The organism is Roseibium sp. AWQ4_254 (genome assembly GCF_056161025.1).
Genome location: NZ_JBSWYH010000064.1, coordinates 1 through 5,972 on the forward strand (window position 1 = coordinate 1; position 5,972 = coordinate 5,972).

Genomic DNA, 5,972 nt, shown 5'->3' on the forward strand with positions numbered 1-5,972 from the left:
AAACCAACACCAAGATCTCTGGCGATCTGCTTACGCGACAAGCCGCTGGTCAGCGCTATCCGGACTGCTTCTGCGCGAAACTCCGCGCCGTTACGTGATGCCATGAACATTCTCCTTTGTGGCAAAATACCAAGTCAAAGGAGCGGTACAAATCCGGGACAGGTCCACTTTGGCCTTCGCTTTAATTTCTTCCTGATCAATCATCTTCGGTTCCTCAATGAACCTTAATCGTCGCTGGCGGCGCGAGTTATCATTGCTGCCCGAATGTATACCAACAAATCCAACGTGGCCGGCGCTGCTAGCCAGGCACGGTGGCATGTGCCGGGATTTGCTCGATGAGGGCCGCGAGCTGGCCAGACCGGTTCTGATAGCCGCGGCGCTCGGACTCGCGTTGAGCTTCGGTGAGGATCTTGTAGGCCAGGTGATATTGCTGGCGCCGCACTAGCGCCATGCCGTAAACACCGAGAGCGCTGATCTTCATGAGCCGGAGGCCACAACGATTAGCCAACGCTGCAGCCTGGGCCGCTGTTCGACCGGCCAGTACCCGCTCACCCTGATGTAGCATTACCTGGGCCTGCGCATTAAGCGCGTCGATCTCTATCTTTTGCAGCCCCATAGACCGGGCATAATCGAGGGCACCGTCGATCGTCCGACCAAGATCTTCGGCCGTAAACTTGCCTTCGGCCAGATCGATACGCAACTGGGTCAGCCGGCAAGTCCACAAAATGTCTCGTTGTTCGGATTGGAGCGCCGCACCGATCGCGTTCTCGGCCGCAGCCCGCGCTGGACCAAAGTCTTTTTCGCTACGATAAAGATCGGCAAGGTGACGGTTAAAAATACTGGCGAGCCTCGGCATTTCCTGCTCATTCGCCCGCTCAATTAGCTTCAGATATTGCGCTTTTCCGTTGGCCAGGTCTCCCGCCAAGTGTCTGATAAGGCCGAGATACCCCTCACCGATCCAGCTTACCTGACTGCCCGGGTGCTGGCTGCCGAAGGTCGGTAGTAGCAGGCTCTCGATCATCTCACGCGCCTTGAACATATTGCCACGTTCGATCATGGCAATAGCATGGTTCAGCCGGACCCGCCGAATGGCGGCATTGAGCGCCGGATCGCTATTAACACCGTCGTCACGATGACGCATGACCTGGGCAGCGCGCTCGAACAGAGGGATTGCGTCAAACAACTGACCCTGTACGAAGGCGATCAAGCCCCGCTCGTTAAGTAACCAGCCAATCTCATCGCGATAGAGCGGCTGTGCAATGTGATGGGCGGAGAACATTTCGGGCCGGGAAAAGGTGGGCGTTTCCTCACCCCGCGACGACAATCCCTCAAGACGCAGGTCCCCTGGGGGGTCCTGTCGATGCCGATGCTCACTCGCCGTAATGGCATTTAGCTCGGATTGTAGATAGTTCATTGCAATGGCGGCATTGGTGATGCCGCGCAGCCAACCGCGAAAGCGTACAAACGGTTCATCCGGATTGCGTTCCTCAGGAAGGCCGGATAGACGCGAAACTGCTCCGATCGAAAATCCCGTCCGCATAAGTCCATACAGCGCTCGAATTCGCTGCGGCAGGGCATAGATGGAGGCAAGGGTAGCATCCATTTCCTTGCTATCTGACTTGGCACCATCAGGTAAAAGCCGTCGAGTCAACCCTTTCACCGCCAGATCCCGGTCCTCATCGCTTAGCGGTGCGCGCCCCTCGCTGCGCGCCCGGTTCCACTGGTAGAGGCACCAAAGCGTGTTCCGACATTGAATGATTTGGCGTTCAACCAGTTCCTTGATCATGCGATAATGAGCTTGAGTAGGTGTCGGCAGGTCCTTTGGTTGGTCGCAGTAAAGCGACAGTTGAAAAAAGTTGCGCTCGCCCCGATCTGGCACGAACAGATCCATCTGGTGACCAATATAGTCCCGAAGCTGGTGCTGAATGGTGAAGCGGGAATGAACCTTCTCCCAGCCTTCGGGGAACTCCTTGTCATTGTTCCGTGGTTTCGGCTGCACCTTGATCACCAGATGCGCCTTCTGCAACGCTTCCAATATTTCGTCGAGCAGTTCCAAGCATCTTTTACGCCGGTCACCACGTTTGACTGAGGTTTCCACGCCGGGGGCGCCGTCTTTCTTCAGGTCCTTAATCCGATGAAGAGCTGCATGAATTTCGTCACATCCATAAAGCACGCGGGGCTCAACCGGCATTGGAAACACGGAAAGGTGAGCTAAGATGACGAAGGCAAGGTTTGCTTTCTCGCCGGGTTTCTTTGGCCACACCCGTTCGTTGTTGTCTGTGTCTTTGCCTTCGTATTCTCTGATCGACGCGTTGCTTGAGCCACGCGCATCCGTGCAGTCATCCACAGCATCGGGAAGCCCCTCCCCCCACCAGCAGCGCCGGTGCGTTTCTAAAATCTCGCTGATAACCCCGTTATGGCCCGACCGGTCCGCGGCATCGTTGAGCCTGTTTAAAAACAGCCGGGCTTGCTGCAACAGGTCTTTGTGCTCAGTGATATTCTTATGCTTGTATTCAGCCGCGAACGCCCCGGCACACCAGGACGACAGAGCAACATTGTGGGCGCAAAAGGTTCGGATAGTCGCCCACGTGCCGATGGGCGGAACCTCAGTGGTTTTGTTCTCTCTTATGCTGACCGGGGATGTGCCATTACCTTCAGCAGGGTTCGGGTCGACAACTCTGTGAGGTCGTTCCGGTTCGCTCAGCGCCTGCACAAAGGCCTGTCCAGATTTGCCAGCCTGTAGCCAATAGCGTTTGTCGATCGGAACTGGCGGTAACTGGCGCCATTTCTTCAGCATCCGCTTGCCATCGGCATAAGGGTACCAGTCAGAAGCAGGCGAATAATCTAGTCCCTTTTTGGCAAGTTCGCGCAGAACGTCATCCCGGGGCTTTTCCTGTGACAGATAGCGAATTGGCACATCCGGCGTCCCCGAAATCAACACCAGATCCATAGGAACCTTACCATTGGACTCATTTTCGCGTTTGCAGCCTTCGCCGGTCAGCAGCCGGAAAAAGGCTCGATACATCGGATTATACGCCTCGCCGCGCCCATTGCAGAGATTGTCGAGACCAGACATGACCACGCAAACTCGAAGATTAGCATCCATGAGCTCTGACAGCATCTGGAAGGCGTCAATGGTGCTGCGCAATTGCTCAAGCCGATGGCCTCGCCGGAAAGGCTCAGAGGCATCGGTCCGTTTGCGGAAATCCCGGATCGCGCTATTGATCTTCTGATTGTCAATATATGCCTTGTGGATCGCATGAAGCAGTAGCATGTGTTCCGGCACCACCTCGCCATCCGGCGAATTAGGATCGCCGCCTTTCAAGAGTGCTTCCAGTGCTGGCGGGCCATCGGTTGGGTAGTCTGTTAAAAGTCCGCCGATCGCATCCTCAAAGAAACGGCGCAACGCGTCGATCACTGAGGCGAACTCCATGGAGAAGCTGATGTGGAGCAAAAAAGAGCCGTGATAACGAAAAGGTTGGCTTTGGAAAGTTTTCTCGCTCGGAGTTTCGAAAAGCGCGTCTAGTACCAGGCGGTTAGGCGTTTTACCGTCCGACGTAATTTTCTGGCGAAGTAGATGCAACAACGAGCCCTTGCCGGCTCCGCGCGGCATGGTCACGCGTACGATACGCCGCGCAAACCTGGACCGGATCTGAGGACGAATGAATTCAAACAACTGTTTATTGATGGGGGGCGACCATACTTTCTTGAGCGGCGGCGACCACGCATTGGCTGAACCAGCCGCCTCACGCGCTTCCGCGCGCAAAAGCTTCAGTGGCGCTATGCTATCCAAGTCCGCGTCGGTCGGATATCGACCACCGTCTGGAGGAATAAGCCATTCCTCATAGGCTGGCCGATGGCGCGCCATGTTCGGAATTTTCCGGTCAGCCTCGATATACGCCTTACCAAAGCGGGCGCTGCGTTCGGCCGGCAGAAGACGCCAGTCTTCCCACCAGCCCTGCCGTTTTAAGGCTAGGGAGTAAAGTGCCCGGTCAAGCGCGCGCGACCGCAATTCACTTTCAAGCGCCGCAGCGAAGGTTTGTGCTTTCTCTTTTTCCTTCCGGCTCCAGCCAAGCTTGACCATCTTGAGCGCTGTGGTGAACTGGTCGATTTCCTCTTGGTGAAGCAGTTTCCTGGTTAGCGGGTGGCAATCATTTGCCCTTCGTCCTTCGTCTGCAGCGCGGAGCGTTGCCAGCTCTTCCGCCAGTCCGCAAAATAATTCCTCATTTGGTCCATCGCCGTCTCCTGCCGTCGCAACTTCTTTAAGCACTTGGCAGCACAAGCGCAGGAACCGCAACACCGGATAGGGAAACCCCGCGACGGTTTCATTACCGAAATATAGGGTGTAAATGCCGAATTGAGTATTGAGCTTTAAGCTTTGAGCGGTATCGGCGCGAAGGTCTATGTCAAGCGCAGTCTCTTTAGTTTTTTCGTTGATTTTCGGATAGTTCAGTTCACTCTGGGTGAAATGCTTTGTAACGAAATCATCAAAGCTACCCTCCAGAGCCCTCTTGCACAGCCGGCACTGACGCTCCATCAAGGTATAGACATGGCGTTTGGCAAAATCCGGAGACCTGTCCTGACTGACGAACTGGCGCAGCGGACGCATGATGTCCGCCTCATTCATTCCAACGCCGACGAACAACACGTCATTGCCATCAAACACCGCCGAAAGAGCTTCTTCGAAAGTCTCCCGGCCATCGCCAGATCTCAGATAGGTGTTCTGGTAATCCTTTTCCGTCAACACCATGTGCGAGGGCTGATCATAGCGGCCATGTAAATGGAACACCTGCGCCCCATACTCACGCGAATAAAGGGAAAAATTCACAAGGTCTCCGACATTGTCGGCACCTAGGGTGACCGACTGGACCGACTTTCCCAATCCGTTTTCGAATTCAATCGTGTCCTCGCCCTTTCGCCGGCCAAAGAGGCGGTTGAGATCTCCACGACTCACCGCGTTTTCAGGTTCAGCATTTTTATTGAGGACCTCGATTTTATCCATGGCCCGGCTATCACTACCGCCGGCTGACCTTTCAAAGTCGGATTTGTAGTCCCCGTCGGTGGACCACAGACGCGAATCGTCGTGCCGTCCACTTCTAAATTCGCGCGCTCCTGAGGTACGAAAGCTACGTTCCAACTCTCGTTCGATTTCAACATCATAGTTGAGCGTTAGAAACCGCGAGACCTTGAGGTCATGCAGCATTGTTTTAAGCGGCTCCGCACGGGCCCGCAAAGCAGCAGCACCCGCACCAACTGGCCATTCAAGGGCCTTTCTAGTGTGTTTTCTCGCACAGGCACGCTCCTTGACCAATTCCCGTGAAATTGCCTGCCGCAACTCCTCCTCCCGGCCGCGGTGGCGTGCAAGGTCCTCAGCGACCGCAAGCGTGACAATTAAATCGTCCGGCGTGGGACTGTCCTGCCGTATGAAACGCTGTAGCGCATGGTAGAGAGCTCGTGCCGCTGGATCATTTTCAAGTTCCGGTAGATCAGCAACTTTCGTGGAGTGAACCGTACCGCTCTCCGTTCCCGAAGTCGCTTCGCCTTGCTGCAAGCCTTTCATCGCCGCCTCAACGGCCGCATCAACCAAGGCCTTCCAACTCGGTCGTCCATAAGCGGCAGTGATGCCGGAGCCAATGAACCCGATGACCCGTTGTATATTCAATGCCCGCGACAGGGCTAGACTACCGCGCTCCTGAATATACTCCAGCGTAAGTTCAAAGTTACGGTAAGGATGTCTGTGCGTCCACATGAAGAAGGCTCTGCAAAATTAAATAAAATACAACCTCTGGAAAAACTATCTTTGTGATACACGCTTAATCAAGCCAGACTTTTGATGCATACACTGAGAGTCCAAACATTCGTTGTGATGCGGCAGAGCACGGTGTCCGCCCGGTGAAGCCGGTCTTCATGGCGGCGACGCGCTCTGTTACGCTGCTTTTGCAGCGTAACACCAAGGCATGAGTTCGTTGATG

Annotated in this window: 1 protein-coding gene; it reads right to left on the reverse strand. The window is 55.1% G+C overall.

Annotated elements, in window-relative coordinates; translation table 11 throughout:
• Nucleotides 1–298: 298 nt before the first annotated feature.
• Nucleotides 299–5,749 (reverse strand): SIR2 family protein, encoded by a 5,451-nt coding sequence (locus tag ACXAIC_RS24465; RefSeq protein ID WP_475186981.1) that lies wholly within the window; start codon nucleotides 5,747–5,749, stop codon nucleotides 299–301.
• Nucleotides 5,750–5,972 lie beyond the last annotated feature (223 nt).